We start from the raw sequence: 26,333 nt of genomic DNA, 5'->3' as shown, positions 1-26,333 counted from the left end.
TGGACTTTACCAGTCCTCAGGCTGTCGGCGGCGCGGCTCGCTGGACTCCTGGTGAACATCGGTAGCCTGCCGACATGCGCCTCACCCCCTCGCGGGGCGTGCTCGTCGCGGCCGCCGTGGTCGTCGGCGCGCTCGTCGCCCCGGCCCTGACCGCTGCCCCCGCGAACGCCACCGAGTACCCCACCTGGCAGGACGTCCAGCGCGCCAAGGGCAACGAGACCGCCAAGCGCGCCGAGGTGCAGAAGGTGCAGGCGGCGCTGCAGTCGGCGCAGGACGAAGCCGCCGCGAAGTCGCAGGCCGCCCTGGTGGCCTCGTCGAAGGCGGACGCGGCCGAGTCGGAATTGGCGTCGGCCACCCAGGCCGCCACGAGCCTCCAGGCCCAGGCGCAGCACGCGAGCGAGACGGCGGACCGGGCCCAGCAGCGGGCCGGTCAGCTGGCCGCGAACCTGTACCGCGACGGCAGCACGAACCAGATGACCACCCGGATCGCGACCGCGAAGAACCCGGACCAGCTGCTGTACCAGCTCGGCGCCCTCGACCAGCTGTCGGAGACCTGGTCCGGCGTGATGGACGACGCGTCCGTCGCGGCCGGCACGGCGTCGTCGCTGCACGAGCAGGCCGAGCGGGCCGAGACGGAACGCGCGACGCGCGCGCAGGCGGCCGAGGAACGCTCGGCCGCGGCGAAGTCGGCGGAACAGGCGGCGGACGCCGCCGTCGAGTCGACGGAGCAGCACAGCGACGAGCTGTACGCGCAGCTCGCGTCGCTCAAGGACAGCACCGCGAAGCAGGAGGCCGGGTACGAACTCGGCCAGCGGGTCGCCGCGCAGAAGGCGGAGCAGCAGCGCAAGCGGGCTGCGGCGGCTGCGGCCGAGGCGGCGGCGAACGCGGCCGCGGCGAACGCCGGCAGCAGCGCTTCCAGCGGCGGCGCGACCAGCGGCGGCACCGGCTCGTCCTACCCGAGCACCGGGGGCGTCGCCGTGGACCCCGCGGCCGCGCAGGCCTACGCACGGAGCGCGCTCGGGTCGTACGGGTGGGGCTCCGACCAGTTCTCGTGCCTGGTGTCGCTCTGGACGCAGGAGTCCGGGTGGCGGGCCAACGCCCTGAACGCCTCGAGCGGCGCCTACGGCATCCCGCAGTCGCTGCCGGCCGAGAAGATGGCGGTCGCCGGAGCCGACTGGCGCACCAACGCGAACACGCAGATCGACTGGGGGCTCGCGTACATCAAGAGCGCCTACGGATCACCCTGCGGGGCGTGGGGCCACGAGATGAGCGTCAACCCGCACTGGTACTGAGCGCTGGGCCGGCCGGGCGCCGGTCGCCGGCTGTTCACCGCTCCACCAGTCGGAGCGCCTGCAGGGGGCACATCGCGACGGCGTCGGCCGCAGCGGCCCGCTCGTGCGGACGGACCGGGACGTCGCGGGTGCCGGCACCGGGGGTGCCGGGGTCGCCCGGGTTGCCGGCCCGGACACCGGGATCGCCGGGGTCGCCTCCGGCCCGGGCGCCGGGGGTGCCGGCCCGGGCGATCGGGTAGCCCCACTCGTCGCGCTCGAGCCGCTCGGCGAACAGTTCCGTGCACAACCCCCGGCCCCGGCAGCGCGTCCAGTCGACGTGCAGCGAGACGACATCCGCGCCTGCGCCCGCGCCCCCGCTCACCACGCACCCCCGCGCCGCAGCAGGCACCGGCCACCGAGGTGCGCCTGCACGTCGTCGTGGAACACGTCGAGCGCGCTCCGCACCATCCGCGCCACCCCGTCCGGGTGGTGACACGCCCCACGACCGTCCACCAGCGCGGCCACCCGACGCACCTCGCCCGCCAGGTCCCCCGATGCTCGCCCCGAGGCCAGGTCCCCGACGACGTCGGCGATCCGCGGCAGTCCGTTCACGCAGGGTCCGCACCGTCCGGCCGACGCTCCGGCGAGCGCCGCCGCCAGCCGTGCCGTCACCGCGATCGGGCAGGTCCGGTCGTCGAGCACGGCGAGCACCCCGGCCCCGGGCGCGGCACCCCACCGAGCCAGTCCCTCGGGGTCGAACGACGTGTCGAGGGCCGCGGCCGGCAGCCACGTCCCGCCCCATCCGCCGACCAGTACGGCGCGTGTGTGCGCCGGATCGGTCACGGGCAGCCGGGAGGCCCGCAGCAGTTCCCCGAGCGGCGCACCCCCGGCGGTCTCCAGCACCACCGCGGTGGTCGGGTCCGTCACGTCGCTCACCGTGACGAGCCGGGTGCCGGGGGCACTCGGGCTGCCGACGCCCCGGGCCCACGCCGCCCCGAAGCGCACGACGAGTGCTGCCTGGGCGAGGGTCTCGACGTTCGACACCAGGGTCGGTCGCCCGCTCGGGCCCCGTTCGGCGAGCCGCACCACGCGGTCCTCGGGCACACCCCGGCCACCGGCGACGGCCGAGGCGAGGGCGCTGGCCTCCCCGGAGACGAAGGAGGCGTGGGGCAGGACCCGCAGGCTGATCGGCACGGGGTCGCCGCCGCGGTCGGCGCGTTCCGCGAGGGCCCGGCGGACCGGACCGGCGAGTCGGTCGCTCGTGGCGAGCACCGCCTCGGAGGCACCGATCGCGGCGGCCGCGACGACGATGCCGTCGAGTACCAGGTGCGGTGCGCGCTCGAGCAGGACGGCGTCCTTGCGGCTGGCGGGTTCGCCGTCGGCGGCGTTCGCGACCACGAGGGGCGCACCCCGACCCCGACGTCGACCATTCGCGGTCACGGCGGCGAGCTTCCGGGCGAGCGGGAACCCGGCTCCGCCGCGGCCGTCGACGCCGGCGCGGCCGAGTTCGTCGACCAGCCACGGGCCGAGCTGCGGCAGCGGGCCGAAGGTGTCCTCGTGGTCGGTGCGGGCCGGACCGGGTGCGGCCAGGAGCCGTCGGGTGCCGGTGGGTGGGACGACGGTGCGGGGGTGGGTCAGGGTCATCGGACGACCTCCAGCTTCGCGGAACGGAACTCGGTGACACGGGCGGTGCAGCGCCAGACGACGGCGCCGACGACGGCCGCGGTGCAGACGCCGGCGAGCACGAGGAACCACGCGGAGGTGCCGTCGGTCCCGGTGCCGACCGCGTGGACCAGGGCGATCGGCCACATGGCGTAGGCCGCCCAGTGCACGGCGCGGAAGGCCCGCGGCCCGATCACACGGCGGAGCAGTGCGGTGACGACGAGCACGACGAGCAGGTCGACGGCCAGGGTGCCGAGCCCCAGCCAGAACCACCGGTCGGCGCCGACGAACGGCACGACCGTGTCGAGGAGGCGCAGCTCGGCCTCGGTGTCGAGCAGCAGCGAACCCACGTGCACCGCGACGAACACGGTGGCGGCGAGGGCGACGTCCCGGTGCACGAGCTGCACGGCGAACCGGGGCAGCCCGGGCAGCGGTCGTCCGCTCCTGGTAACGATGCCGAGGAGCACTGCGAGGGTGAGGAGCAGGACGGCGGTGACCCCGAAGCCCCGGCCGATCACCCAGAGAGCGGTGTCCATCAGGCGACCGCCGATCGGTCGTCGTCGGCGCGCTGGCCGTCGGTGCCCTGGTCGTCGGGCCAGCCGCCGAGCCGTACGACCGTGCCGTCGGCGGCGACGAGCCGGGCGGCGCGTCCGCTCTGCCGGAGCCACTCGGCGGCGGTGCGACCGCGCACCACGGCGGCGGTCGTCATCGTGTTGGCGGTGGTGCACGACGGGGCGACGACGGTCACCGTGCGCCAGACCGGCTCGGCGGGCAGACCCCACCGGGGGTCGAGGATGTGGTGCCGGGCGGTGCCGTCCTGCTCCCAGCGGCGCTTCTGCGTGCTCGAGGTCGCCACGGACCACCCCGAGGCGATCCGGACGTGGTCGACCGGGTCACCCTCGAGGTCCTCCACCCGCACCTGCCAGCCGCCGGACGGATCCGGGCCGGCGGTCGCGACGTCACCGCCGAGGGACACCAGCGCCCCGATGCCGAGCCGTGCGGTGATGCTCGCCGCGGCCATGTCGGCGGCAGCGGCCTTCGCCGTGGCACCGAGGTCGAGGGTGACGCCCTCGGGGATGCGCAGGAACGTGCCCGACAGCAGGATGCGCTGCCACGCCGGACGGTCGTCGCGTGCACGCGACAGGGCCTCGGGCGACGGGACCGGCTGGGCGTCGGCGAAGGCGGCGTCGTACCCGAGGGAGACCATCCGGCGCCCGAGGGTGGGGTCGACGTCACCGTCGGAGAGCCGGGCTGCGTCGAGCGCCTGCTGCACCAGTGCGGCGAGGAGCGGCGACACCACGGTGCCACGCACGAGGTCGTCGGCGCGTGCGGTGAGTTCGGAGTCGTCGCGGAAGCGGCTGCACGCGGCGTCGACGGCGGAGGTGACCTGCCGGACGCAGGACTCCGCGTCCGCGAGGTGCCGACGGTCCCGGTGGTCGAGGACGACCCGGGCGGTCGTGGTCCAGAGGTCCCACTCGGTGGCGGCGCGCACGGTCACGACCCCGTCGTCGTGGTGTCGGAGGTCCCGCCGGTGGTGCCCTGCGACACCCCGGTGTCCGAGTCGCTGGTCCCGGAGTCGCTCGTGGCGGAGTCGGTCGGCTGGGTCGACGAGTCGGTGCTCGTGTCGGTACTGCTGCTCGAGTCGCTGCTGCTGGACTCGCTGCTGCTGGAGCTGCTCGTGCTCGTGTCACTGCTCGTGCTCGTGCTCGCCTGCTCGTGCCCGAGCCAGAGCCCCGCACCGGTGACCATCGCCACCACGAGCCCGCCCACGCTGACGAGCGCACTCGTGATCCGTGCGGATCGCCTGCCGCTGCCTCTGGTGTCCATCGGTGCTCCTCGTCGTCACGACGAGGTTCCCGAGGGCACCGATGAGCCAGCCGCGCACCCGCCGCGCACCGACCGTACGAACCCTGTGGTCCGTCTAAGAGCACGTGCTCCCGTCGACGGCGGCGGGACGCGGGTCAGTGGCCGAGGCCGCCGAGCAGGCTCGCGAAGTCCGGGGTCGCGGGGAGCGCATCGGCTTCCTGCGGGGCCCGCCTGGAGGCCCGGATCGCCCAGGTCAGGTCGGCTCCGGCCCGGCGGATGCGACCGTCCAGGGCGGCCGCGTCACCGTCGGTCCCCCAGTCGTCGGTCGCGGCGAAGACCCCGGTGGGCACGATCGCCGCGCGCAGGTACGCGAAGACGGGCCGCAGGGCGTGGTCGATCGCGAGGGAGTGCCGCGAGGTCCCGCCGGTGGCCCCGAGCAGGACGGGCATGTCGGCCAACGAGTCCTTGTCGAGCACGTCCAGGAACGACTTCGCCAGTCCGCTGACGCCCGCGGTGAAGATCGGCGTGACGAACACGACGGCGTCGGCCTCGACCACGGCGGCCATCGCTGCGGAGAGCGCCGGGGCCGCGAAGCCGGTGAGCATCGCGTCGGTGATCTCGTGCGCGAGCGGCCGGAGTTCGACGTGCACGACGTGTGCCGGGGTGCCCTCGGCGACGAGCGACGCGACGGCGGCCTCCCCCAGACGGTCGGCGAGCAAGCGGGTGGAGCTGGGCTCGGAGAGTCCGGCGGAGACGACGGCGATGGTGGTCATGATGCTTCCCGACTTTCGATGCGTTTGCATGAACATAGCATCCAACCGGGTTGCCCTCGCAACCATTCCCGCCATCGAACAGCGTGCCGATCGGTCACGACTCCCCGCGCGCCGGCCGCCGATCGGTCATGAAGTGTCGAGTGGAACCGTGGTGGCCGACGAGTCGTGACCGCTGGACGAGCGCGGGCGACGTGTCGTGACCGACCGAGGACGGAGTGCGGCCGGAGCGGGGCCCCGCCGAGCGTCGAACGCCCCGCGGAACGAAGAACGCCCCGGTCCTCACGAGGAGGACCGGGGCGTTCGGTCAAGCGTGTGTCGGTCGACTAGCGACGCAGGCCGAGGCGCTCGATGAGCGTGCGGTAGCGGGCGATGTCGACGTCGGAGAGGTAGCCGAGGAGACGGCGACGCTGACCTACCATGAGGAGCAGGCCACGACGCGAGTGGTGGTCGTGCTTGTGCTCCTTGAGGTGCTCGTTCAGGTCGTTGATACGACGCGTCAGAACGGCGACCTGGACCTCGGGGGATCCGGTGTCGCCCGGGTGGGTCGCGTACTCTTCGATGATCTCCTGCTTGACCTGTGCGTCAAGTGCCATGGTGATCCCCTTCCTGTCCGTTGCGCGGTGCCCGTGCCTGATGCACGAGCGCTCTTTGTCCGCGGCCGTTCGACGGCAACCGCACAAGACTACCAGAGTCCTAGGCGGTCCTGGGGTGCAGACGGCGTCGGCGGCGACGCTCCGGCAGCAGGCTGCGGACGAGTCCGACCAGCGTGGCGCCGAGCAGACCGCCGAGGCCGTTCGACAGCACGTCGCGCGGGTCCGCGACGCGGTACGGCAGGTAGGTGGCCTGCGCGAACTCGATGCCCGTGGACAGGGCGACCGCGACGAGCGCGCCGAGGATCCACCAGCGCCGGGGCAGCCACAGCGCCGCGAGCATCCCCACGGGCACGAACATCGCGATGTTGGCGAGGAACTCGGTGCGCTCGTACGTGAACCAGGCACCGTGCGGCAGCTGCTGCACCCAGGCGATCGCGTGCAGCACGAGGGAGTTCTGGGCCGAGGTGAAGACCTGCGGGGTCAGCGTCATCCGCCAGATCGCCCAGGCGTAGCCCGCGGTCAGGGCGAGGAGGAGGAGTCGACGGAACATCCGCACAGTGTGCTGCACGGTCCTGCGCGGTCGCTGGAGCGCTCCTGTCAGCCGTCGGTGCGACACCTGGGCGATCGCGGATCGGCGCTGGTCAGGACTCCCCCGCACCTGTCAGCATGGGTCCGGGCGCGATCGGTGCCCGCACCACCGACACCGCACGGTCAGATCAGGAGCACCGCAGCATGCCGGAGCACGAGGCACCCAGCACCCCACGCCGCAACCGCACCGGCGGCCTGCGGCAGTGGGGGTGGATCGCCGCTGCGGCCGTCGTCGTCGCCGCGGTCGTCACGACCCTCGTGGTCGTCGGCCCGTGGAACGGCGGCCAGCCGGACGGCGACCGTACCCCGAGCGGGCGCACCGTCGCCGAGCGGAAGTCCGCGGCCGAGGCGTTCCCGGGCGGGCTCGCGCGCCAGCCGACCGCGGTGAACCAGGCCGGCCTCCGCGAGCGCCAGGCCCGGGCCGAGGGCGACGCCGAGACCGCCGAGCAGATCGCGGTGATCGCCGACCAGCCGATCGCGACGTGGCTGACGAACACCTCGCGGGCCGAGACCCGCTCCACGATCCGGTCGGTGGTCAGCACGGCCGAGCAACGCGGTGGCACCCCCGTGTTCGTCCTCTACAACATCCCGGACCGTGACTGCGGCAGCTACTCGAAGGGCGGCACCGAGGACGACGCCTACCTGCCGTGGGTCCGGTCCGCCGTCCGGGCGATGGCCGGTTCGCACGCGGTCGTGCTCGTCGAACCCGACTCGATCGCCCAGGTCCAGAACTGCGAGCGGCTGCGCGACGAACGCCTGCCCCTGCTGCGGAAGGCCGTCGACGCCCTGACCGGCCACGGGCTCACCGTGTACCTGGACGGCGGCAACGAGAACCGTGTGCCGACCGCCACCATGGCCGACTGGCTGCGGCAGGCCGGCGTCGACGAGGTGCAGGGCTTCTTCACGAACGTGTCGAACTTCTACCGGGTCGACCAGGAGCGCGCGTACGCCGACGAGCTCGGCGACGCGATCGGCGGCGACCCGCACTTCGTCATCGACGTCTCCCGCAACGGGCAGGGGTGGCGGGGCACCTGGTGCAACCCCGAGGGCGCCGGCCTCGGCCAGGAGCCGCACGTCACCGGCGGCAGCACCCGGCTCGACGCCCTGCTCTGGGTGAAGACGCCCGGGCTCAGCGACGGCACCTGCAACGGCGGCCCCGCGGCCGGCCAGTGGTGGGAGTCGTACGCGCTGGCCCTCGTCGAGCACCGCAAGCGCGACTGACGACGCCGCAAGACGGCCCGCGCAGGGCCGTGTCGGTGCCCGGTGGTTGCATGTGCGCATGACCGCGACCGACCGCATCCGCTCCGTCGTCCCGCCCTACTTGCTCCGCGCCGTCGCCGACGCCGATGCGTTCCCACGGGCGGCCTCGGCGGCACGCACCGCACTGGCCTCGCTCGACGCCGTGCAGGCGCCGAAGCACGCGCACCTGGTCGCACCGCGCAGCGTCAGCGGCGCCGTCGACCGCTCCCCGCAGCGGACGATCACCGACGCGCACGGCACCACGACGCTGCCCGGCACCGTCGTCCGGCGCGAGGGCGACGCCGACTCCGGTGACGCCGCGGTCGACGAGGCGTACGCGGGCCTCGGCGCGACGCACGCCTTCTGGCTCGAGGTGTTCGACCGGGTGTCGATCGACGGCGCCGGACTCCCCCTCGACGCGACCGTGCACTACGGCCAGGACTACGACAACGCCTACTGGGACGGCAACCGGATGGTGTTCGGCGACGGCGACGACGAGGTGTTCCGCCGCTTCACCGTCGCGCTCGACGTCATCGGCCACGAGCTCGCGCACGGCGTCACGCAGTACACCGCCGACCTGACCTACCAGGGCCAGTCGGGCGCCCTCAACGAGTCGATCAGCGACGTCTTCGGTTCCCTGGTCGCCCAGTACGCGGCGGGGCAGACGGCGGAGCAGGCGAGCTGGCTCATCGGCGAGGGGCTGTTCACCGACGCCGTGCAGGGCGACGCGCTCCGGTCGATGCGGGCCCCAGGCACCGCGTACGACGACCCGGTGCTCGGGAAGGACCCGCAGCCGGCGACCATGGCCGGTTTCGTCGTCACCACGGACGACGCCGGCGGGGTCCACACGAACTCCGGCATCCCGAACCACGCATTCTTCCTGACGGCCACGGCCATCGGCGGCCCCGCGTGGCTGGGTGCCGGCGCCGTCTGGTGGGACGCCCTGACGTCGGCCGAGGTGACCGCCTCGATCGACTTCGCGGGGTTCGCGACCGTCACCGTCGACGCGGCCGGGCGGCGGTTCGGGGACGGTTCCGCCGAGCAGACCGCGGTCCGTCAGGCCTGGCAGCAGGTGGGCGTGCTCGACTGAGCAGGCCACCCGGGCGTAGCGTCGAGGGCATGCGCATCGAGGTCCGCCGCTCCGGGGGCTTCGCCGGCACCACACGGCGCTGGCGGGTCGACACCGACACGAGCAGCGACCCCACGGCGTGGTCCGAGGTCGTCGATGCGCTGCAGCGCACCCCGGCGCCGACGGCAACGCCCGTCCCCGACGACTTCAGCTGGACGATCACCGTCGAGCGCACCACCGTGACGATCCCGGGTCGCCGCCTCGACGGTCCGTGGGCCGACCTGGTCGCGCGGGTGCGCTCCGAGGGCGACCCGACCTGAGCCGGGAGGCCCGTGGCGGGCCCGCACCGGGCCTCCCGTCCGCCCCGCGGGGACGCGATCGTCAGTCGACGTCGATGACCGTCAGGCGACGGGTCGGACGCGTCATCGCGACGTACACCGCGGCGGCGGCACGGGCGGCGTCGGCCCCCACGCCGTCCGGGTCGACGAGCAGCACGCCGTCGAACTCCAGGCCCTTGGCGTCCGCACCCGTCAGCACCGTGAGCGAGCCGGCGTTCGGCGAGGCAAGGCCCCGGACGTCCGCCTCGGTGCGGGCGAGCCGCTGCCGGATCGTGTCGACCTGGGCCTCGGGGACGATGACGCCGATGGTGCCGGACCCGATCCGGGCGCGCTCGGCGTCGGCGACCGCCACGACGGTGTCGAGCAGGTCGGCCCGGGCGACGCGGACGCGCTCGACGGGGTCGCCGTCGCGTACGGCCTCGTTGCGGGTGACCGTCAGCCCGGCACTGTCGGCGAAGGCCCCCGCGGCCTCGACGATGGAGCGCGGGGTGCGGTAGTTCACCGTGAGCTGCTCGATGCGGTGGTCGAGCGGCACCTGCGGCGCACGGCCGCGTCGGCGACGCGCGAGCGCCCCGATGACGTCGTCCCAGGTGCGTGCGGCACCCGGCGAGGAGCCCTGCGCCATGTCGCCGACGATCGTGAAGGAGCGCAGCGGGTTGCGGCGGGCGAGCACGCGCCACTGCATCGGCGAGAGCTCCTGCGCCTCGTCGACGACGATGTGCCCGTAGGTCCACTCGCGGTCGTCGGCGGCGCGCTCGGCCGTGGAGCGGGGGTCGCCGCCCTCGGCGAACGAGCCCGCGACCTGCTCGGCGCTGACGATGCCTTCGACACCCATGTTCTCGATGGCCTGGCGGGCGTTCTCGATGTCGCGGTTCCGGCTGGCCTTCGCCGCGCGCTTGGCGGCACCGCCGGTCGGGTCGAACGGGCCGAGCAGTTCGGCGGCCTCGTCGAGCAGGGGGACGTCCTCGACGGTCCAGGCTGCGCCTCGGGCACGCTGCAGCAGGGCTCGGCGCTCCGGGGTCCAGTCGGGGGTGAGCGAGGCGAGCCAGTTCGGCCGGGCGTAGAGGTCCTCGAGGAACTTCTCCGGCGGCAGCGGCAGCCACGCGGTGTTGAGGAGCACGCGGGCGTCGTACGAACTCCGGATGTCCTCGCGCAGGACCTTCTCGTCGGCCTCGTCCACCGTGGTGCCGCGCTCCCGCAGCTGCTCGGCGAGCAGACGGGTCATCGCGTCGAGGGCGGTCTTGTTGAACGTGACGCGGGCGGCGTTGTGCGGCTTGCCGCGGTCCTGCGCACGCTTCATGGCGTCGGCGACGAGCTGCGGCGGCACGACGAGCCGCTCGCCCTCGATGTCGAGCGTGACCGACTCGGTCGGCACGACCTGGCGCGAGCGCACGGCCCGCCGAAGGAGTGACGCCATCTGCGCGGCGCCCTTCACGGCGGCGACGTCGCGGGAGTCGTGCGTCGTCGCGTGCACGCCCGGGTAGAGCGAGCCGAGCGACGCCATCACGACACCGGTCTCGCCGAGCGACGGGAGCACCTGCTCGATGTACGTCAGGAACGCCGGGGACGGGCCGACCATGAGCACGCCGGAGCCCCGCAGCCGCTCGCGGTAGGAGTAGAGCAGGTAGGCGGCGCGGTGCAGCGCCACGGCGGTCTTGCCGGTGCCGGGGCCGCCCTGCACGATGAGCACGCCCTCGAGCGGAGAGCGGATGATGCGGTCCTGCTCACCCTGGATCGTCGCGACGATGTCGGTCATCCGGCCGGTGCGCTCGGCGGTCACCGCGGCGAGCAGCGCCCCTTCACCCTGCAGGTGGGTGCGCTCGTCGTCGTAGAGCGAGGCGTCGAACACCTCGTCCTCGACGCCGACCACGCGACGGCCGTGCAGGGACAGGTGCCGACGGGAGCGCATGCCCATCGGGTGCGCGGCGGTGGCCTGGTAGAAGGCGCTCGCACCGGGGACGCGCCAGTCGAGCAGCAGCGGCCGGTGCTCGGCGTCGCGCAGCCCCACACGGCCGATGTACCGGAAGGTGTCGTCTGGGCTGTCGGGCTCGGCGACCTCGAGCCGGCCGAAGACCAGACGGTCCCCCACCCGCTCGAGCGTCGCGACGGTGTCCTCGTAGAGCCGCGCGTACGCGTCGCGCTCGCTGCGGCTCTGGTGGTTGCCGCCGACCGCCTGTCGGCGGGTCTCGGCGAGGCGCTGTTCGGCCTCGGCGGTCAGCTCGTCGAGACGACGGAAGAGGCCGTCGACGTAGCCGCGTTCACGGTCGATCTCGGTCGGTTCGGACACACGCAACCCTTCGGGAAGAGGGGGAACCAGTGTACTGCCCACCGGGAGCCCCGCTGTCCCCGAAGGGTCGCGTCGGAGTCACATCTCTTCGTGCGTGTCCGGGTCGCCGTCCCACAGACGACCGCGCTCGAGCGCGGAGATCGCCTGCACCTCGTCGTCGGTCAGCTCGAAGCCGAAGACGTCGAGGTTCTCCTTCTGGCGGGCGGCGTCACCCGACTTCGGCACCGGCACGGCACCGAGCTGGACGTGCCAGCGCAGCACGACCTGGCCGGGTGCCACACCGTGCGCCGCGGCGGCGTCGACGATCGGCTGCTCGGTGAGCAGTTCCGACCGCTTCGCGAGCGGGCTCCAGCTCTCGGTCACGATGCCGAGCTCCTGGTGCACCTTCCGCAGTTCCGCCTGCGGGAAGTACGGGTGCAGCTCCACCTGGTTGACGGCCGGGGCGACCCCGGTGGCGTCGACGATGCGGCGGAGGTGCTCGGGCGTGAAGTTCGAGACGCCGATCGAGCGGATCTTGCCGCTGTCGCGGAGGTCGACGAACGCCTTCCAGGTCTCGACGAACTTGTCCACCGACGGATTGGGCCAGTGGATCAGGTACAGGTCGACGTGGTCGAGCCCCAGGTTGCCGAGGGTCTCGTCGATCGAGCGGTGCGCCTCGTCGTAGCCGTGGTGCCGGCCGGGCAGCTTCGACGTGACGACGAGGTCCTCGCGCGCCACCTCGGATTCGCGGACGGCCTTGCCGACGGCGTCCTCGTTGCCGTAGTTCAGCGCCGTGTCGAGCAACCGGTAGCCGCTCGCGATCGCCGTGCCGACCGCGGCTGCGCCCTCGTCGCCGTTCAAGCCGTAGGTGCCGAGGCCGAGCTCCGGGAACCGGTGGCCGTCGTTCAGCTCGATCGTCGGGGCACCGACCTGCATCAGCGGACCCCGAGCAGGTCGATCACGAAGATGAGGGTCTTGCCGGACAGGAAGTGGCCACCACCGGCGGGGCCGTAGGCGAGCTCCGGCGGGACGACGAGCTTGCGGCGACCGCCGACCTTCATGCCGGGGATGCCCTCCTGCCAGCCGCGCACCAGGGCCGCGAGCGGGAAGTCGATGGGCTCGCCGCGGTTCCAGGAGCTGTCGAACTCCTCGCCGGTCTCGTACTCGACGCCGGCGTAGTGGACCTTGACGGTCGAGCCGGCGGACGCTTCCTCGCCGGAGCCCTCGACGATGTCGGTGATGACGAGCTCGGTGGGGGCGGGGCCCTCGGGGGCGTCGAACTCGGGCTTGCTGTTCAGGTCAGTCATGCCGATCAGTCAACCAGAGCGCGCACCGGGCACGCGCAACGAGCGTCCAGCCCGCAGAATGGTTCCACCGTGACACCATCGACTCCCGCACCGCCTCGCCGCCGCCTGCTCGCCGACCTCACCCCGCTCCGCCGCTCCCCTGCCTTCGCCCGACTCTGGGCCGGAACCGCGATCGCCGGCATCGGTACCCAGATGACCACGGTCGCCGTCGGGCTCGAGGTCTACGAGATCACCCGCTCGACCTTCGCCGTGGCCCTGGTGGGTGTCATCGCGCTCGTGCCGATGATCGTCGCCGGCCTGTACGGCGGCATGCTCGCGGACGCCTTCGACCGACGCCTCGTTGCGCTCGTGTCGTCGATCATCGCGTGGGTCGCCGTCGCACTGATCGCCACGCACGCCTGGCTCGACCTGCACAGCGTCGCACTGCTCTACGTGCTCGCGACGGTGAACGCCGTGGCGGCGACCGTCAGCAACGCCTCCCGCTCGGCCATCGTCCCCCGGCTCGTCGGCACCGACCTGCTGCCCGCGGCGAGCGCCCTGGGCGGGATCGCGTCCGGGTTCCAGGTCACCGTGGGTCCGGCGATCGCCGGCGTGCTCATCGCGACCGTCGGGTTCGCGCCGACGTACACGATCGACGTCGTGCTGTTCACGTTCGCGTTCCTCGGGGTGTTCACGCTGCCCCGGATGGCCGCCGACCACGACGCACTGCGGCCGGGGCTCGGATCGCTCATCGAGGGCGCGAAGTTCCTGCGGCGGTCACGCAACATCACGATGACGTTCGTGCTCGACATCATCGCGATGACCTTCGGGCAGCCGCGAGTGCTGTTCCCCGCGATCGGCGCACTCGTCATCGGCGGCGGGTCGATCACCGTCGGCACCCTGACCGCCGCGTACGCGATCGGGGCGCTGCTGTCGAGCGTGTTCTCCGGGCCGCTCGGGCACGTCCGACGCCAGGGTGAGGCCGTCGGCTGGGCCATCACGGCGTACGGCGGGGCGATCGCTGCGTTCGGTGTGGTCATCGCGCTGGCGCACGTGCTCGGCGGCCGCTCGGGTGAGGCGTTCGGCGTCGAGATCCTGCCGGCGCTCGGGCTCGCGGCGCTGTTCCTGGCCATGGCCGGCGGTGCGGACAACGTCAGCTCGGTGTTCCGGAACACGATCCTGCAGGCGGCGTCGCCGGACGGCATGCGCGGTCGGCTGCAGGGCATCTTCATCGTCGTGGTCACGGGCGGCCCGCGGCTCGGTGACCTGTACGCCGGCCTGGTCGTCGCGGCCGGCATCGCGTACCCGCCGGTCATCGGCGGCGTGCTGATCATCGGCCTCGTCGCGCTGCTGCTCCGGATGGTCCCCTCGTTCCGCCGCTACGACGCCCTGCACCCGCACGCGAACTGACGGGCGGGTCGGGGCCGCGGATCACCGGTGTTCGCGCCTGGAACACCCGCGTCCCGCGGTGCGGAGCGCTAACACCGGTGTCTTGCAGGCGCACCAGCGCGACCCACAGGCGGACGGGAGGCCCGTGGGGACGCCGCACCGCGCCTCCAGGACCGCACCTGTCGGGTACCGTACGAGACATGCCGGACAGCGCATCGCGCGACCTCCAGCGGACGGGAGTCCGCGCCGTCGTCCGGCGCACCTACCACTCCGTCATCCGGCACCGCGTCGTCGACGCGGCAGCGTCGCTGACGTTCTTCGCGCTCCTGACGGTGTTCCCGACCGCGTTGGCGGTCGTGTCGGCGCTGTCGATCGTCGACCGCAAGGGCGACAGCCTGACCGACATCGTCGAGGTCCTCGGGTTCATCGTCCGGCCGGAGACCGCCGAGCACCTCGAGGGGCCGCTCCGGCAGCTGCTGACCCTGGACAACCCGTGGCTCGGGTTCACGATCGGCGTCGTGCTGACGCTCTGGTCGCTGTCCGGCTACGCGACGGCGTTCGGGCGGGCGATGAACACCGCCTACGAGGTCGAGGAGGGCCGGCGGATATGGAAGTTCCGCAGCATGATGCTCCTCGTCACGCTGCTCGTCATGGTCGGCGGTGCCGTCGCCATCGTCATCCTGCTCGGGACGCCGACGATCTCCGAGGCCGTGATCCGGCAGCTCGGGTGGGCGCCCTGGATCGACGACGTGTGGAACGTGGTGAAGTGGCCCGTGCTGGCAGCCGACCTCGTCGTGATGGTGGCGGTGCTCTACTACGCGACGCCGAACGTGAAGACCCCGCAGCTGCGGTGGGTGTCGGCCGGTGCCGCGTTCGCGATCGTGACCTGGGCCATAGCCACGGTGGGGTTCGCCCTCTACGTGGAGACCCTCGGTGGCGGGAACCGCGCCTACGGGTGGCTCGGTGGCGCGATCCTGCTGCTCGTGTACCTGTACATCTCGAACTTCGTGCTCGTGGTCGGCGGGGAGCTCGACTCCGAGGTGATCCGGATGCGGCAGCTGCTCGCCGGCATCGAGGCGGACGAGTCGATCCGGCTGCCGCTGCGGGACGTCACGCGGAACTTCACGCTCGCGCGCTGGCGGGACCAGGACATCGCGGCCGCCCAGCACGTCCGGGCCGAGGCCGCGCGGGTCGCCGAGGAAGAGGACGCCGAGCTGACCCCGAACGAGGAGCACCTGCGGGCGATGGCGCAGCAGGTGCGGGTGGGCGAGCGGCCGCTGCCCTGACGGGCGTGTGTGCGTGCGGTGCTTGCGTTCTTGGGGCGCGGACGCCCCGCGTCAGCGCTTGCGCGCCTCGGCGTCCAGCATCTCCTCGGTGATGATCGGGATCGCACCCGTCGCCAGCTCGATGCCCGACAGCCGTGCCGGGCTGAGCACGCGCATGACCTGGTCCTCCTCCATCAGGCCCGCGGCCACGACGAGCGTCGAGATCGGCGTCGAGGTGGTCAGCGCCGTGTGCGCGATCGACGCCGCGGCCGCGTACCCGATGTACGGCGTGAGCGCGGTGACGACGCCGACGTTCGTGTCGACCTGGGCCGCGAGCTTCGCCTCGTTCGCCTCGATGCCGACGACGCAGTGCTCGCGCAGGGTCGCGCAGCCGCGGGACATCCACTGCAGCGACTGCAGGATCGAGTGGGCGATGATCGGCTCGAAGGCGTTGAGCTGCAGCTGCCCGCTCTCCGCCGCCATCGTCACGGTGGTGTCCGCCCCCGCGACCGCGTAGGCGATCTGGTTCACGACCTCGGGGATCACCGGGTTGACCTTGCCCGGCATGATCGACGAGCCGGCCTGGCGAGCCGGCAACGTGATCTCGCCGAGGCCCGCCTGCGGACCGGACGACAGCAGCCGCAGGTCGTTGCAGATCTTCGAGAGCTTCGCGGCGCTGCGCTTCACCGTGCCGGACAGGGTCATGAACGCACCGGCGTCGCTCGTCGCCTCGATGAGGTCGGGGGCGGTGACGACGTCGATGCCGCTCGCCTCCTGCAGCTGCCGGCGGACCTCGTCGCGGTAGAGCGGGTCCGCGGTGATCCCGGTGCCGATCGCCGTCGCGCCGAGGTTCATCTCGGCGAGCAGCGGCATCACCTTGCGGAGCAGGTCGGCATCCTCCTGGATCGTGTGCGAGAAGCCGGTGAACTCCTGCCCGAGGGTCATCGGCACCGCGTCCTGCAGCTGCGTCCGGCCCACCTTCAGCACGTCGGCGAAAGCGCGGCCCCGCTCGGCGAACGCCGCGGAGAGCTCCTCGAGCTGCACGATCAGACGACGGACCCCGAAGATCATCGCGATCTTGATGCTCGTCGGGTACGTGTCGTTCGTGGACTGGCTGCGGTTCACGTGGTCGATCGGGTGCAGGTACGCGTAGTCGCCCCGCTCCCGCCCGAGGAGTTCGAGTGCCCGGTTCGCGAGCACCTCGTTCGTGTTCATGTTCGTGCTCGTCCCGGCGCCGCCCTGCACGACGTCGACGACGAACTGCTCGCGGAGTGCTCCGTCGCGGACTTCCTGCGCTGCACGGTCGATCGCGTCGGCGCGCTCTTCGTCGAGGACACCGATCGCCCGGTTCGCCCGCGCGGCCGCCTGCTTCACGGTGACGAGCGCCTCGATGAGGTCCGGGTACACGGCGATCGGTACGGAGGTGATCGGGAAGTTCTCGAGTGCCCGCAACGTGTTGATGCCCCAGTACGCGTCGTTCGGGACCTCTCGTGATCCCAGCGAGTCGCTCTCGGTCCGCGTCGTCGTCGTCACAGGTGCCTCCTCGTTGCCGGTCACACGTCGAGGCTAGTCCCGTCCGTCCGGCCGGTCCGGGAACGCGCCGGGGCTGGGCGGAGCGGGCGGCGTGCCCGCGCGAGCGGGCGGAATGCCGCGGTCGCCTCGGCAACGCACGCTGGCATTCCGCCCGCTCGCCCGCGACGGACGGGAGGCCCGGTGCCAGGCCGCCACGGGCCTCCCGTCCGCCCGCCCGCGCACTTCGTGAGCAGAAGGGGTCGGGTTCCACACGGCGACTCAACATCTCCTGCTCACCAAGCGCGCCGCCCGCGCGAGCGGGCGGAATGCCGGGGTCACTTCAGCCACGCACGGCGGCATTTCGCCCGCTCGCCCGCGACGGCCGGGAGGCCCGGTGCCAGGCCGCAACGGGCGTCCCGTCCGTCCGCCCGCGCCCTTCGTGAGCAGAAGAGGTCGGGTCACGGACGGCGACTCGACATCTTCTGCTCACCAAGCGCGCCGCCCGCGCGAGCGGGCGCGGCGGGCCCGGCGAACGCGCGACGAGTGAGCGTGCCCGTCAGTGGAACTGCGGGACGATGAGGTAGATGCCGTAGAGCACGACGGCGCCGCACACGACGAAGCACGCGATGGCAGCGGCGCGGAGTGCGCGTGCGGCCGCCGAGGCTCCGGCGGGGTTCGGGAAGCCGGCGGTGGCCGGGCCGATCGTGCCGTCGTCCTTCACGGTGAACTTGCCTTCGCGGGTGTCGGCGGCGCTCCAGAGACGGAGGCCGACCGAGTACACGGCGACGACGAAGCACGACGAGACCACGGCGACGAGCGCCACGGTGAGGAATGCGAACCAGTCGATGCCCATCAGCGGTCTCCCCCTTCGAGGAATGCAAAACGGCGTCCGTCAAGCGCGATGCCCATCAGCGACGGCCTCCCTTGCGGGCCGCCATGCGACGGAGCGTGCGCTCGCGGCTCAGTTCGGCGCGACGCTGGGCGACCGCGTCGGCACGCTTCTTGCGCTGCATGTCACGCAGCTCCTTGCGGGTCAGGACCGCGTTCGCGGCGACGTCGACCTCGATCGCGGAGGCCTGCTCGTGCGGCTTGCGGAGCGACCACAGGTACAGGCCGAGGATGACGATGGCACCGATCACGGCGTCGAGCACGAGCCCGATGACACCGAGGCGGGCGATGCCCGAGGCGACCGCACCGACCGCGGCGGCCGCGGGCAGGGTGATGAACCAGGCGATGACGATCTTGCCGGCGGTCGACCACTGGATCTTCGAGCCGCGGCGGCCGAGACCGGCACCGATGATCGAGCCCGAGGACACCTGCGTGGTCGACAGTGCGAAGCCGAGGTGGCTGGAGGCGAGGATCGTCGCGGCGGTCGAGGCCTCGGCGGCGAAGCCCTGCGTCGCACGGATCTCGGTGATGCCCGAGCCGAGGGTGCGGATGATGCGCCAACCGCCCGTGTAGGTACCGAGGGCGATCGCAAGGGCACAGGCGACGACGACCCAGAACTGCACGCCCTGGTTCGACGACTGCGCGCCCGAGGCGATGAGGGTCAGCGTGATGACACCCATCGTCTTCTGCGCGTCGTTGGTGCCGTGCGCCAGGGACACCATCGAGCTGGTGAAGACCTGCCCGATGCGGAACCCGCCACGCTCGTTCGGGAACACCGGACGCTTCGTGATCCGGTACGCGATGCGCGTCGACAGGAACGACACGAGCGCGGCGATCACGGGCGAGGCGAACGCCGGGATGATCACCACCGTCAGCAGCGCGACGTAGTTGACCGACTGGAACCCGGCACCGACGATCGCGGCACCGATCAGCCCACCGAACAACGCGTGCGACGACGACGACGGCAGCCCGCGGAGCCACGTGATCATGTTCCAGACGACTGCCCCGATCAGGCCCGCGAAGATCATCTCGGGGCTGATGGCGACGCCACCGGGCCCCTCGTTGATCAACCCGTGCGAGATCGACGTCGCCACGGCGGTGCTGAGGAACGCACCGACCAGGTTGAGCACCGCAGCGACGGTGACCGCCACCTTGGGCTTCATGGCGCCGGTCGCGATCGGGGTCGCCATCGCGTTGGCGGTGTCGTGAAAACCGTTTGTGAAGTCGAAGAAGAGGGCCAACGCGATGACCAGGACGACTATGAGTGTGATGTCCACCGCGGGCAAGTGTCCCAGGCGTCGGCCCTTCGAGCAAACCTGATCGGCCACCTGTTGTTCACCGGAGCTTCACACTCGTTCAGGTTCGGAACCATGCCGATGGAAGAATGGGTCCATGGACACCGCTGAGCTCCTCATCCTGCTGATCGGATCGCTCGCGGTGACGGGGTTCGCCCGGGCCAAGGGACTCCCCGCTCCACTGCTCGTCACGGCGGTCGCCCTGGCCGCCTCGTTCCTGCCCGGGCTGCCGCCGATGGAGATCGACTCCGAGGTCATCCTCACGGTGATCCTGCCGCCGCTGCTCTACTCGGCGGCCCTCGACGTGTCGTGGCAGAGCTTCCGCGGCTCGATCAAGCAGATCCGACGGCTCGGCATCTTCCTGGTGATCGTCACCGCCCTGGTCGTCGGCGGGGTGGCGTACCTGCTCATCCCGGACATGACGCTGCCGGCGGCGATCCTGCTCGGCGCGATCGTCGCCCCGCCGGACGCGGTGTCCGCCGCCGCGATCGGCCGGAAGCTCGGGCTCCCCCGCCGCGTCATGACCGTGCTGTCCGGCGAGAGCCTGATCAACGACGCGGCCTCGCTGACCCTGGTGCGGGTGTTCACGCTCATCATCGCGGGCACGTCGCTGACGATCTGGCAGGACCTCGGCATCTTCGGCCTGGCGATCGGCGTCGGTCTGGTCGTCGGCATCGTGCTCGGCGTCGTCGTGCACTGGATCCGGATGCGCATCAACGACCCCGTGGTCGAGACGATCATGAGCATCCTGCTGCCCTTCGTCGCCTACATCCTCGCCGAGGACCTGTCCGGCTCCGGCGTCATCGCGGTCGTCACGGCCGGCCTGTACATCGGCTACAACTCGCCGAAGGAGGGCTACGCCACCCGCCTGCAGGAACGTCCGCTCTGGACGAGCATCGACGTCATCCTCGAGGGCTTCGTGTTCGCGCTCATCGGCCTGCAGCTCAACACCGTCGTGCAGGACCTGGTCGAGAGCGAGCGGAGCCTCGGGCAGACACTCACCGCCGCGGCCGTCGTGCTCGGCGTCGTGATCCTGGTGCGGCCGCTGTTCGTGTTCGAGTCCTACGCGCGCAACCGCTTCAACGGGAAGTGGCTCCGGCCGCTGCGGATCAAGCTGTCCCGCGGGCACCCGTCGCTGCGCTGGATGCGCGGTTCCGCGGAGCCGAAGCTCAACTGGCGGGAGCTCACCGTCATCTCGTGGACGGGCATGCGCGGCGTGGTGACCCTTGCCGCAGCCGTGTCGGTCGTGGCGAGCCCGACGCAGATCCCGGCGCAGGACACCATCTTCATCATCGCCTTCTTCGTCACCGTCGGGACCCTGCTGCTGCAGGGACTCACCCTGCCCTTCGTCATCCGCGCGCTCAAGGTGCAGGACCCGGCCGAGGGCGAGGAGGACGTGCGCAGCGAGATGCGGCTCAACCAGCGGACCACCGAGGCCGCGATCGAGCTGCTCGAGAAACGGCGTCCGGCGTGGGCGAAGCAGTACGGCTCGGAAGCCGTCGACTCGGTGGTGAACCGGCTGAAGGCGCGACTCGAGCGGCAGGCCGAGACGTTCCGTCAGGACGCCGAGGAAGAAGAGGACGAGGGGCGGAACGTCGCACTGCGCCTGCGTGGCTCGCAGATCCAGGACATCCGCCGCGAGCTCCTCGACCGCCGCCGCGAGATCGTGCTCGAGGAGCGGGAGAAGGGGAACCTCGACGAGGAGGTCATGCGCCGCGTGCTCGTGACCCTCGACGCGGAAGAACTCGCCATGGACTCGGCGCAGGCGTCGCGCAGTCGCTCCTGAGTACCCCGGGCGTATCCTGGCGCTCCGATCGAGAGCAGGAGCAGAGCGCCGAGTGAGCACGCCGCGGAACGACGTCCCCAGGAACGACGACGGACCGGAGCGCCCCGGCGGTTCCCGTCCCACGCCGCCGAAGCCGCGTGGGACCAGGCCCTCCGCACGTGGGACCAAGCCGCGTCGTGGCGGCAAGGTCGCCGGGCACACGCGTTCGGGACCCCGGCGACAGGCTCCGGTGCCCGCGCCCCAGCAGCACGGCGCCTACCGCCGGTGGTACTCGACCCTGCACCCGTCGCTGCAGCTGATCGGCCTGCAGCTCTGGATGCCGCTGTTCTTCATCGTCGGGTTCTGCCTGTGCTACGTCTTCGCGTTCCACGCCCCGCACCCGCACGACGTCCCGATCGCCCTGATCGGCAGCGACCCGGCGTTCGTGCAGGCGGTGCAGCAGGCGTTGCCGGGCGAGTTCGTGTTCCACACGTACGACTCGCTCGCGCAGGCGAAGCGCGACGTGGTCGGCGGCTCCATGGCGGTCGCGTACGACCCCGCCGCGAACGAGTTCTTCAAGGCGAGCGCGCACCAGTTCCAGGTCGCGAGCCTCGTCCCGGCCACCCTCACCGCGGTACTGACCGGCCTGGGCGTGGCGACCCCGAAGGTCACCGAGCTCGCACCCCTGCCCGCTTGGGACGAGTACGGCACCGTCGCGATGTACGTCATGCTCGCGTGGTGCATCGGCGGCTACATGGTCGCGATGTTCATCGGCATCATGGGCGGCCCGCTCCGGCACCGCACCCGGATGACGGTCATCGTGGTCGGCGGCCTGGTCATCTCGCTCATCACGAACACCCTCGCCGGGCCCGTGCTCGGCGCCATCCACGGGCACTGGATCCAGCTCGTGCTCATCGCCTGGGGCTGGATCGTGGCGATCGGCCTGGCGGTGAACGGCCTGAGCTACTTCGTCGGCCGGTTCATCGCCGCACCCGCGATGATCTGCTTCGTCTTCCTGTCCATGCCGTCGTCCGGCGGCGCCTACCCGAAGTGGTTCATGCCCGAGCCCTTCGCCTGGCTGAACAACGTCGTCGTCGGCTCGAGCATGGTCGACATGATCAAGCACCAGGTCTACGGCGTCGGCCCCGGCCCGGCCCGCGGCCTGATCACGATGGCCTGCTACGCCACGGCCGGCCTGGTGCTGATGTACTTCGGCAAGAAGTGGTGGGAGCGCCGACGGATCCGCGCGATCGTCACCGGCCGGACCACGATGTTCCAGGACGCCAACACCGCCAACCGCGAGTTCCTCGGCGGGCAGCGCGACGCCGAGCTCGCGCGCCACGGCCTGACCTCCACCGAGACCGGCACCCTGAGCGTGCTGCGGGACGACGCCTGGGAGGACGAGCGCACCGGCGGTGACGTCTTCACCGGCGGTCGCGACGGCCTCGAGCCGGACGCGACACCGACCGGTCGCATCGCCGTGCAGCGTCCCGCGGACCGGTAGCTCGTTCCTGACGATCGCACCGCTCCCGCAGACCGAGTGCGTGCGCATGTTGCGACGATGCGCCAGTCGAACGACGCGTGCTCTGTCGCACGATGCGCGCGCATCATCCGTGCCGGCACGCGCACCGGTGCGGTACCGCTGACGCGTATCCTGATCGGATGAACCCGCGCATCACCTGGCACCGCGTCCTCATCACCGTCGTCGTCGTGTTCCTCGTGATGACGGTCGGCTTCTACGCCGCGAGCGTCCTGCTCGCGCCCGCCGACGGCCGCGGCACCGCCGGGCTGTTCGTCGGGTGGGCGATGTTCTCGATGATCGGCGCGATCGTCGTCGGCATCATCGACTTCTTCGTGCGGCCCCTGGGTGGCCGGAGCGGCGACGCCGACGTCATGGCCGCCGCCGAGGAAGCGCGCACCGGCAGCACCCGCACCCAGCAGCCGCGCTAGCAGCAAGCAGCAAGCAGCAAGCAGCTACTCACCCACGCCGACACCGACACCGACACCCGTCCCGGTGAACCCGGCGACGGTCGCGTCGTCCTCGGCGAACGTGAACCGCGCGCGGACGCTGCCGCCCGCGAGCACCCCCGGCAACCAGTACCGGGCGTCGTCCCACATGGCGTCGTACGGGACGGTGTCGACGGGGATCCACCGCGGCTCCAGTTCGTCGGAGCCCGACGGGTCTCCCTGCCAGCGGCGGCAGACGAAGACGTCCGAGACCTGGGACCAGGACGGTCGGTACGGGAACCGGTAGTCCAACGTGCCACGGGCCTCCAGGTCGACCGCGTCGATCCGCAGGCCGACCTCTTCACGCACCTCGCGCACGGCGGTCTCGACCGCCGACTCGCCGGGCTCGCGCTTGCCGCCGGGGCCGACCAGCCGGCCCGTGCCGAGGCCGCGGCGCTTCTCCCCCAGCAGGACCTCGGGGCCTGCCTCGCCGTCGCGCAGCAGGTACACGACCACCACCCGGGGATGCTGGGACTTGCTCTCGTCGCGAAGGGTCACGCGTCCAGTGTGACCGATGGAGTGTCGTACGCTTTTCCCATGGCAGGCGTGCTGCGGGGGCACCATGGCTGAGCCCCGCAGGACCGGGCGCAGCCTCGAAGTGCTGCGCGCCGAGGCCGCCGAGGAGATCTCGATGCTCGTCGAGCACCGCAGTCGTCAGGGCGAGGACCCGTGGGAGTTCATGCCGACGCTCCCCACCGTCGACGAGCAGGTCGTGCTGATCCTGCGTGCGGACGCCGTCGACCTGGACGAGGCGATCGGCAAGCGGCACGCGCAGTGGTCGAGCCACCCGGCGTCCGGGCAGGGCACCCGGCTGGGCGAGGAGTACCACCGGCTGCGCCGGATCGCGCTGCAGCACCCCGAGCTGACGCCCGCCGTGTGGAAGCTGCTGGGCGCGCTGCCCGAAGCCGGCTGAGCTGCGGTTGGATGGACCCATGACCGAAACCGTGCTCGCCGTCCTCAACCAGCCCTCCCGCGACGCCGCGCCGCACGACCCCGCGGCGGACGCCTTCACCTGGGCGAAGCCGCTCGAGGAGCACGTGCAGGTGCAGGACCTCGGCGTCACGCGCGGTGACGGCGTGTTCGAGACGATCACGGTGATCGACGGTCGGCCCCAGGCCCTCGAGGCGCACCTCGCCCGCTTCGGCCGCTCCGCCGCGATGCTCGACCTGCCCTCGCCCGACCCGGAGGCCTGGCGCCAGGCCATCGAGGCCGTCTGCGCCCGCCTCGACCCGGTGCGGGAGGCCTTCGCCAAGACCGTCCTGACCCGTGGCGTCGAGGGCGCCGACCGCCCGACCGGGTGGGTCTACGCCGCACCGTCGGGCGACTCCACTGCCGCCCGCACCGAGGGCATCTCCGTCGTCGTCCTGGACCGCGGGTACCGGCACGACGTCGAGCGCACCTCGCCGTGGCTGCTGCAGGGCGCGAAGACGCTGTCGTACGGCGTCAACATGGCCGCCCTGCGCGAAGCCGTCCGCCGCGGCGCCGACGACGCCCTGTTCGTCTCGAGCGACGGATACGTGCTCGAGGGCACGCGCGCCAACCTGATCATGAAGGTCGGCGACCGGCTCGTCACGCCCCGCACCGACATCGGGATCCTGGCCGGCACGACGCAGGCCGACGTGTTCCGCTTCGCCGAGCAGGAGGGCATCGAGACCGCCTACGAACTCGTCACCCTCGCCGACCTGGCAGCGGCGGACGCGCTCTGGCTCGTGTCGAGCGTGCGGCAGGCTGCGCCGATCCGTTCGGTGAACGGCGACGCGCGTCCGATCGACGCCGAGCTCACGACGCGGATCAACGACTTCCTGCTGGCGCGCGAGGTCTGAGCACGGGCTGACCGCTCAACCCGGAAGACGCCGTCGTGTCCGCGAGACGCCGCGGAATCGAGCGGCGTCTCGCGGGCGTGACGGCGTCGTGCCGACACGACGGCGTCTCGCGACCGGGCACCTGACGGACGGGAGGCCCGTGGCGGGCCCGACACGGGCCTCCCGTCCGCCTGTGGCTGAGCCCACCGCGTCACGCAGGACGCCGGCGTCTCGTGGTCCCTACCAGCGCGGGGTGGTGACGCCCGCTCCGTCGGTCCACGTGAAGACGGGCTTGCCGTCGATCCAGACGCGCGTCGCGCGGCTCGTCGCGTCGAGCGGATCGCCGTCCCAGAGCACGAGGTCGGCGTCGTAGCCCTCGGCCAGGCGACCGACGCGGTCCCCGAACCCGAGGAACTCGGCCGGGTTGACGGTGAGGGCCTCGAGTGCGGTCTGGGCGGGCAGGCCCTCCTTCACGGCGGCGGTCGCCTGGTCGACGAGCATGTTGATCGGCACGACCGGCGCGTCCGTCGTGATGGCGACCCGGACCCCGGCGGCCGCGATGGTGGCGAGGTTCGGGATGCCGCGGTCGCGGAGCTCGACCTTCGAGCGGCTGGTGAAGAGCGGGCCGTAGATGACCGGGATGTCCTTGGCGGCCAGCACGTCGGCGATCTTGTGCGCCTCGGTGCCGTGGTTCACGACGAGGCGGTAGCCGAACTCCTCGGACAGGCGGATCGCGGTGGCGATGTCGTCGTGGCGGTGGGTGTGCTGGTCCCAGACGAGCTCGCCGTCGAGCACCCGGACGAGCGTCTCCTTCGTCAGGTCGCGGGCGAACGGCTCGTCCTTCGCGGCTGCGGCGTCGCGGGCGGCCTTGTAGTTCTGCGCCTCCACGAAGGCGTCACGGATGATCTTCGCGACGCCGAGCCGGGTCGAGGGCGTCTGGCCCTTGCCGCCGTAGACGCGCTTCGGGTTCTCGCCGAGGGCGCTCTTCACACTGACCGAGTCGGAGATGAGCTGCTCGTCGATCGTCCGGCCGCCCCAGGTCTTGATGGCGACGCTCTGCCCGCCGATCGGGTTGCCGGAGCCGGGCTTGACGACGATGCTCGTGATCCCGCCGGCCAGGGCGTCCCGGAAGCCCTCGTCGTCGATGTCGATCGCGTCGATCGCGCGGACCCCGGCCATGTTCGGGGCGGTCATCTCGTTCGTGTCGTTGCCGGCCTCGCCGTTGGCCTCCTCGTGGATGCCGACGTGGCCGTGCGCCTCGACGAACCCGGGCACCAGCCACGAACCGGTGGCGTCGACCACGGGCATCCCCTCGGGCGGGGAGACGTCCGGACCGATCGCGGTGATCCGGCCGTCCTCGACGACGACCGCGCCGCCGTCGAAGGCTGGAGCGGAGACGGGGACGACGTGGGCACCGGTGATCGCGAAGGAGTTGCTCATGGCACCAACGGTACGCGGGGGCGCGGTGCGCGGGCGGGCGCCGTCGCACGGGCGCGCGCGGCGGGGCCCGCCCGCGCAC

General features: G+C 72.1%; 27 protein-coding genes. 11 read left to right on the top strand and 16 right to left on the bottom strand.

Features of this window, described 5'->3' with window-relative positions; genetic code table 11:
- Nucleotides 1-74 precede the first annotated feature (74 nt).
- The gene (locus DEJ03_RS11705; RefSeq protein ID WP_110864728.1) at nucleotides 75-1,292 is read left to right on the top strand and encodes a hypothetical protein; all 1,218 of its coding nucleotides are present in this window, start codon (nucleotides 75-77) and stop codon (nucleotides 1,290-1,292) included.
- 34 nt (nucleotides 1,293-1,326) lie between these two features.
- On the opposite strand, the gene DEJ03_RS11700 is transcribed toward DEJ03_RS11705, so the two are convergent.
- The 8 genes from DEJ03_RS11700 to DEJ03_RS11665 form a co-directional block, all read right to left on the bottom strand.
- Entirely contained in the window at nucleotides 1,327-1,653 is a 327-nt protein-coding gene (locus DEJ03_RS11700) for a ferredoxin (protein ID WP_258370782.1), read from the bottom strand.
- Nucleotides 1,650-2,915, bottom strand: a complete 1,266-nt coding sequence (locus DEJ03_RS11695) for an NADH-ubiquinone oxidoreductase-F iron-sulfur binding region domain-containing protein (protein ID WP_110864726.1) — start codon at nucleotides 2,913-2,915, stop codon at nucleotides 1,650-1,652. Before DEJ03_RS11695 ends, DEJ03_RS11700 begins: the two co-directional genes overlap by 4 nt.
- Nucleotides 2,912-3,469 (bottom strand): ferric reductase-like transmembrane domain-containing protein, encoded by a 558-nt coding sequence (locus tag DEJ03_RS11690; RefSeq protein WP_110864725.1) that lies wholly within the window; start codon nucleotides 3,467-3,469, stop codon nucleotides 2,912-2,914. Before DEJ03_RS11690 ends, DEJ03_RS11695 begins: the two co-directional genes overlap by 4 nt.
- Complete coding sequence (locus DEJ03_RS11685) at nucleotides 3,469-4,431, bottom strand: FAD:protein FMN transferase (protein WP_110864724.1); 963 nt, start codon at nucleotides 4,429-4,431, stop codon at nucleotides 3,469-3,471. Before DEJ03_RS11685 ends, DEJ03_RS11690 begins: the two co-directional genes overlap by 1 nt.
- Nucleotides 4,428-4,760, bottom strand: coding sequence for a hypothetical protein (locus DEJ03_RS11680; RefSeq protein ID WP_146237708.1), 333 nt, complete (start codon nucleotides 4,758-4,760; stop codon nucleotides 4,428-4,430). The genes DEJ03_RS11685 and DEJ03_RS11680 overlap by 4 nt, the downstream gene beginning before the upstream one ends.
- Nucleotides 4,761-4,894: 134 nt before the next feature.
- Entirely contained in the window at nucleotides 4,895-5,512 is a 618-nt protein-coding gene (locus tag DEJ03_RS11675) for a CE1759 family FMN reductase (protein WP_110864722.1), read from the bottom strand.
- A gap of 323 nt (nucleotides 5,513-5,835) precedes the next feature.
- Nucleotides 5,836-6,105: a 30S ribosomal protein S15 gene (gene rpsO, locus DEJ03_RS11670; RefSeq protein ID WP_017885935.1), complete on the bottom strand. Its 270-nt coding sequence runs from the start codon at nucleotides 6,103-6,105 to the stop codon at nucleotides 5,836-5,838.
- 100 nt (nucleotides 6,106-6,205) lie between these two features.
- The gene (locus DEJ03_RS11665; protein WP_110864721.1) at nucleotides 6,206-6,655 is read right to left on the bottom strand and encodes a VanZ family protein; all 450 of its coding nucleotides are present in this window, start codon (nucleotides 6,653-6,655) and stop codon (nucleotides 6,206-6,208) included.
- A 182-nt stretch (nucleotides 6,656-6,837) separates the two neighbouring features.
- On the opposite strand from DEJ03_RS11665, the gene DEJ03_RS11660 reads away from it, so the two are divergent.
- From DEJ03_RS11660 to DEJ03_RS11650, 3 genes are read left to right on the top strand one after another with little or no spacing between them, the layout of a single operon-like run.
- Nucleotides 6,838-7,914, top strand: a complete 1,077-nt coding sequence (locus DEJ03_RS11660; RefSeq protein ID WP_146237707.1) for a glycoside hydrolase family 6 protein — start codon at nucleotides 6,838-6,840, stop codon at nucleotides 7,912-7,914.
- A gap of 58 nt (nucleotides 7,915-7,972) precedes the next feature.
- Nucleotides 7,973-9,022: a M4 family metallopeptidase gene (locus DEJ03_RS11655; RefSeq protein ID WP_110864719.1), complete on the top strand. Its 1,050-nt coding sequence runs from the start codon at nucleotides 7,973-7,975 to the stop codon at nucleotides 9,020-9,022.
- Between the two features lie 29 nt (nucleotides 9,023-9,051).
- Nucleotides 9,052-9,321, top strand: a complete 270-nt coding sequence (locus tag DEJ03_RS11650) for a protealysin inhibitor emfourin (protein WP_110864718.1) — start codon at nucleotides 9,052-9,054, stop codon at nucleotides 9,319-9,321.
- 61 nt (nucleotides 9,322-9,382) lie between these two features.
- On the opposite strand, the gene DEJ03_RS11645 is transcribed toward DEJ03_RS11650, so the two are convergent.
- The 3 genes from DEJ03_RS11645 to DEJ03_RS11635 all read right to left on the bottom strand — a co-directional run bounded on the left by DEJ03_RS11645 (nucleotide 9,383) and on the right by DEJ03_RS11635 (nucleotide 12,912).
- Entirely contained in the window at nucleotides 9,383-11,626 is a 2,244-nt protein-coding gene (locus DEJ03_RS11645) for an ATP-binding domain-containing protein (protein WP_258370780.1), read from the bottom strand.
- A gap of 78 nt (nucleotides 11,627-11,704) precedes the next feature.
- Complete coding sequence (locus DEJ03_RS11640) at nucleotides 11,705-12,541, bottom strand: aldo/keto reductase (RefSeq protein ID WP_110864716.1); 837 nt, start codon at nucleotides 12,539-12,541, stop codon at nucleotides 11,705-11,707.
- Entirely contained in the window at nucleotides 12,541-12,912 is a 372-nt protein-coding gene (locus DEJ03_RS11635) for an FKBP-type peptidyl-prolyl cis-trans isomerase (protein ID WP_173035534.1), read from the bottom strand. Before DEJ03_RS11635 ends, DEJ03_RS11640 begins: the two co-directional genes overlap by 1 nt.
- 69 nt (nucleotides 12,913-12,981) lie before the next feature.
- Here DEJ03_RS11635 and DEJ03_RS11630 point away from each other — a divergent pair, with 69 nt between their 5' ends.
- Both DEJ03_RS11630 and DEJ03_RS11625 read left to right on the top strand, forming a co-directional pair.
- The gene (locus DEJ03_RS11630; RefSeq protein WP_084741172.1) at nucleotides 12,982-14,301 is read left to right on the top strand and encodes an MFS transporter; all 1,320 of its coding nucleotides are present in this window, start codon (nucleotides 12,982-12,984) and stop codon (nucleotides 14,299-14,301) included.
- A gap of 179 nt (nucleotides 14,302-14,480) precedes the next feature.
- Nucleotides 14,481-15,566, top strand: coding sequence for a YihY/virulence factor BrkB family protein (locus DEJ03_RS11625; RefSeq protein WP_110864715.1), 1,086 nt, complete (start codon nucleotides 14,481-14,483; stop codon nucleotides 15,564-15,566).
- Between the two features lie 51 nt (nucleotides 15,567-15,617).
- On the opposite strand, the gene DEJ03_RS11620 is transcribed toward DEJ03_RS11625, so the two are convergent.
- The 3 genes from DEJ03_RS11620 to DEJ03_RS11610 form a co-directional block, all read right to left on the bottom strand.
- Complete coding sequence (locus DEJ03_RS11620; protein ID WP_258367025.1) at nucleotides 15,618-17,078, bottom strand: aspartate ammonia-lyase; 1,461 nt, start codon at nucleotides 17,076-17,078, stop codon at nucleotides 15,618-15,620.
- A gap of 535 nt (nucleotides 17,079-17,613) precedes the next feature.
- Entirely contained in the window at nucleotides 17,614-17,910 is a 297-nt protein-coding gene (locus DEJ03_RS11615; protein WP_027464739.1) for a hypothetical protein, read from the bottom strand.
- Nucleotides 17,911-17,965: 55 nt separating this feature from the next.
- On the bottom strand, nucleotides 17,966-19,222 hold the full coding sequence (locus DEJ03_RS11610) for an inorganic phosphate transporter (protein ID WP_110864714.1): 1,257 nt from the start codon (nucleotides 19,220-19,222) through the stop codon (nucleotides 17,966-17,968).
- Between the two features lie 115 nt (nucleotides 19,223-19,337).
- Between DEJ03_RS11610 and DEJ03_RS11605 the strand changes: the two genes are divergently transcribed.
- From DEJ03_RS11605 to DEJ03_RS11595, 3 genes are all read left to right on the top strand, one after another.
- A complete protein-coding gene (locus tag DEJ03_RS11605; protein WP_110864713.1) occupies nucleotides 19,338-21,026 on the top strand; it encodes a sodium:proton antiporter in 1,689 nt (562 codons plus the stop codon).
- 229 nt (nucleotides 21,027-21,255) lie between these two features.
- Nucleotides 21,256-22,509, top strand: a complete 1,254-nt coding sequence (locus DEJ03_RS11600) for an ABC transporter permease (protein WP_110864712.1) — start codon at nucleotides 21,256-21,258, stop codon at nucleotides 22,507-22,509.
- Nucleotides 22,510-22,667: 158 nt separating this feature from the next.
- Nucleotides 22,668-22,955 carry a hypothetical protein gene (locus tag DEJ03_RS11595; RefSeq protein ID WP_110864711.1) on the top strand — a complete coding sequence of 96 codons (288 nt, stop codon included), beginning with the start codon at nucleotides 22,668-22,670 and terminating at the stop codon, nucleotides 22,953-22,955.
- Between the two features lie 24 nt (nucleotides 22,956-22,979).
- On the opposite strand, the gene DEJ03_RS11590 is transcribed toward DEJ03_RS11595, so the two are convergent.
- A complete protein-coding gene (locus tag DEJ03_RS11590; protein ID WP_181422689.1) occupies nucleotides 22,980-23,510 on the bottom strand; it encodes an 8-oxo-dGTP diphosphatase in 531 nt (176 codons plus the stop codon).
- Nucleotides 23,511-23,574: 64 nt separating this feature from the next.
- Here DEJ03_RS11590 and DEJ03_RS11585 point away from each other — a divergent pair, with 64 nt between their 5' ends.
- Nucleotides 23,575-23,925, top strand: coding sequence for a tryptophan synthase subunit alpha (locus tag DEJ03_RS11585; RefSeq protein WP_027464736.1), 351 nt, complete (start codon nucleotides 23,575-23,577; stop codon nucleotides 23,923-23,925).
- 19 nt (nucleotides 23,926-23,944) lie between these two features.
- Complete coding sequence (locus DEJ03_RS11580; protein ID WP_110864709.1) at nucleotides 23,945-24,835, top strand: aminodeoxychorismate lyase; 891 nt, start codon at nucleotides 23,945-23,947, stop codon at nucleotides 24,833-24,835.
- A 219-nt stretch (nucleotides 24,836-25,054) separates the two neighbouring features.
- On the opposite strand, the gene DEJ03_RS11575 is transcribed toward DEJ03_RS11580, so the two are convergent.
- Nucleotides 25,055-26,254 carry an amidohydrolase gene (locus tag DEJ03_RS11575; RefSeq protein WP_110864708.1) on the bottom strand — a complete coding sequence of 400 codons (1,200 nt, stop codon included), beginning with the start codon at nucleotides 26,252-26,254 and terminating at the stop codon, nucleotides 25,055-25,057.
- Nucleotides 26,255-26,333: the final 79 nt, after the last annotated feature.

The sequence above is a fragment of the Curtobacterium sp. MCLR17_043 genome (genome assembly GCF_003224215.1).
In the GTDB taxonomy this organism is placed as follows: Bacteria; Actinomycetota; Actinomycetes; order Actinomycetales; family Microbacteriaceae; genus Curtobacterium; species Curtobacterium flaccumfaciens.
The sequence above is the reverse complement of the archived record's forward strand: the minus strand, read 5'-3'. Positions and strand labels throughout refer to the sequence as shown.

Excerpts from the sequence above, each read along its gene's own strand:
- DEJ03_RS11675 (WP_110864722.1), bottom strand. The coding sequence starts at position 5,512 with ATGACCACCATCGCCGTCGTCTCCGCCGGACTCTCCGAGCCCAGCTCC.
- DEJ03_RS11585 (WP_027464736.1), top strand. The coding sequence starts at position 23,575 with ATGGCTGAGCCCCGCAGGACCGGGCGCAGCCTCGAAGTGCTGCGCGCC.
- DEJ03_RS11680 (WP_146237708.1), bottom strand. The coding sequence starts at position 4,760 with ATGGACACCAGAGGCAGCGGCAGGCGATCCGCACGGATCACGAGTGCG.
- DEJ03_RS11660 (WP_146237707.1), top strand. The coding sequence starts at position 6,838 with ATGCCGGAGCACGAGGCACCCAGCACCCCACGCCGCAACCGCACCGGC.
- DEJ03_RS11595 (WP_110864711.1), top strand. The coding sequence starts at position 22,668 with ATGAACCCGCGCATCACCTGGCACCGCGTCCTCATCACCGTCGTCGTC.
- DEJ03_RS11580 (WP_110864709.1), top strand. The coding sequence starts at position 23,945 with ATGACCGAAACCGTGCTCGCCGTCCTCAACCAGCCCTCCCGCGACGCC.
- DEJ03_RS11655 (WP_110864719.1), top strand. The coding sequence starts at position 7,973 with ATGACCGCGACCGACCGCATCCGCTCCGTCGTCCCGCCCTACTTGCTC.
- DEJ03_RS11625 (WP_110864715.1), top strand. The coding sequence starts at position 14,481 with ATGCCGGACAGCGCATCGCGCGACCTCCAGCGGACGGGAGTCCGCGCC.
- DEJ03_RS11605 (WP_110864713.1), top strand. The coding sequence starts at position 19,338 with ATGGACACCGCTGAGCTCCTCATCCTGCTGATCGGATCGCTCGCGGTG.
- DEJ03_RS11695 (WP_110864726.1), bottom strand. The coding sequence starts at position 2,915 with ATGACCCTGACCCACCCCCGCACCGTCGTCCCACCCACCGGCACCCGA.
- DEJ03_RS11665 (WP_110864721.1), bottom strand. The coding sequence starts at position 6,655 with ATGTTCCGTCGACTCCTCCTCCTCGCCCTGACCGCGGGCTACGCCTGG.
- DEJ03_RS11650 (WP_110864718.1), top strand. The coding sequence starts at position 9,052 with ATGCGCATCGAGGTCCGCCGCTCCGGGGGCTTCGCCGGCACCACACGG.
- DEJ03_RS11635 (WP_173035534.1), bottom strand. The coding sequence starts at position 12,912 with ATGACTGACCTGAACAGCAAGCCCGAGTTCGACGCCCCCGAGGGCCCC.
- DEJ03_RS11615 (WP_027464739.1), bottom strand. The coding sequence starts at position 17,910 with ATGGGCATCGACTGGTTCGCATTCCTCACCGTGGCGCTCGTCGCCGTG.
- DEJ03_RS11690 (WP_110864725.1), bottom strand. The coding sequence starts at position 3,469 with ATGGACACCGCTCTCTGGGTGATCGGCCGGGGCTTCGGGGTCACCGCC.
- DEJ03_RS11640 (WP_110864716.1), bottom strand. The coding sequence starts at position 12,541 with ATGCAGGTCGGTGCCCCGACGATCGAGCTGAACGACGGCCACCGGTTC.
- DEJ03_RS11575 (WP_110864708.1), bottom strand. The coding sequence starts at position 26,254 with ATGAGCAACTCCTTCGCGATCACCGGTGCCCACGTCGTCCCCGTCTCC.
- DEJ03_RS11705 (WP_110864728.1), top strand. The coding sequence starts at position 75 with ATGCGCCTCACCCCCTCGCGGGGCGTGCTCGTCGCGGCCGCCGTGGTC.
- rpsO (WP_017885935.1), bottom strand. The coding sequence starts at position 6,105 with ATGGCACTTGACGCACAGGTCAAGCAGGAGATCATCGAAGAGTACGCG.